The sequence below is a fragment of the Rhodoferax sp. ZS1R8 genome (assembly GCF_056521325.1).
Map to the genome: position 1 here is coordinate 1 of NZ_JBWMBA010000227.1, position 1,002 is coordinate 1,002.

1 protein-coding gene is annotated in these 1,002 nt (G+C 67.2%); it reads right to left on the reverse strand.

Translation table 11 applies throughout. The features are described from left to right. The coding region (locus AC097P_RS25185) for an ABC transporter permease (protein ID WP_479613138.1) at positions 1-1,002 on the reverse strand (1,002 nt) is incomplete at both ends.

Consider the following 1,002-nt stretch of genomic DNA (forward strand, 5'->3'; position numbering starts at 1 on the left):
TGCGGGCCCGCAGGGCTTGCGCCTTGATGGAGTCCAGACTTTCCACCAACTGGGCAGCCTTGTTCTGCTCCGAATAGGCGCGCGCCGGCCACCAGGCGCCCACCAGTGCGGCTGCCACCCCCAATGCTGCAAACACCGCGGCCGCCAGCGGGTTCCACTGCAAGGCCGGTGTGCCGCCCGAGAAGTAGCCACCACCCAGATCCCCACCCAGCAGGCGCAGGGCCAGGGCCGCCAGGCCGCTGCCCAGTGCGATACCAAGTGCGCTGCCCACCAGACCCAGCGCCAGGGCTTCCAGTAGCACCAAATGCAGCCGCTGCCGGCCGGTGAGCCCCAGCACACCCAAGAGGGCCAATTGCGGCGCACGCCGGCTCACGCTGAGCGCCAGCACCGAGAACACCAAAAACCCGCCGGTGAACAATGCCACCAGTGCCAGCACCGTCAGGTTGACCCGGTAGGCACGCGACAGGGTGGACATGCGCTCCAGCGTGTCGCCCGGCTCCACCAGTTTGACATTGCTTGGCCAGTCGGGTGCGGCCTGCACCACGCGCACAAAGGCGGCGCGGTCGACACCGGCACGCAGGCGCAGGTCCAGCCGCGTCAGGCGGCCCGGTTTTTCTAACAGGTCCTGCGCTGCAGCAATGTCCATCACCGCCAGCGGTGGGCCAGCCGCGCGCACGCTGCCCGCCACCCGCACGGTTTTGGTCTGTAAGCCCCACTGCAGTTGCACCGTGTCGCCAGTGATGCGGCGGCGGGCGCTAGCGTTCAAAAAAACGGTGTCTGGCGCAAAAATGTCCAGGCGGTCGGCGGTGGGGGATGGCACGGGTATCAGATCGGGGTTGAGCTGCCCCACCCGGATGGCGTCCACACCGATCATGCGCAGTTGCAGTCGGGATGATTCACCAAACTTGGGTGTCGTTGCCTTCCGGTCTTGCGTGTTGAGCGCGTAGCTGCTGAACTCCAGCACCGGGCTGGCCAGGGCCACGTCGGGGTGGCTAGCCATAC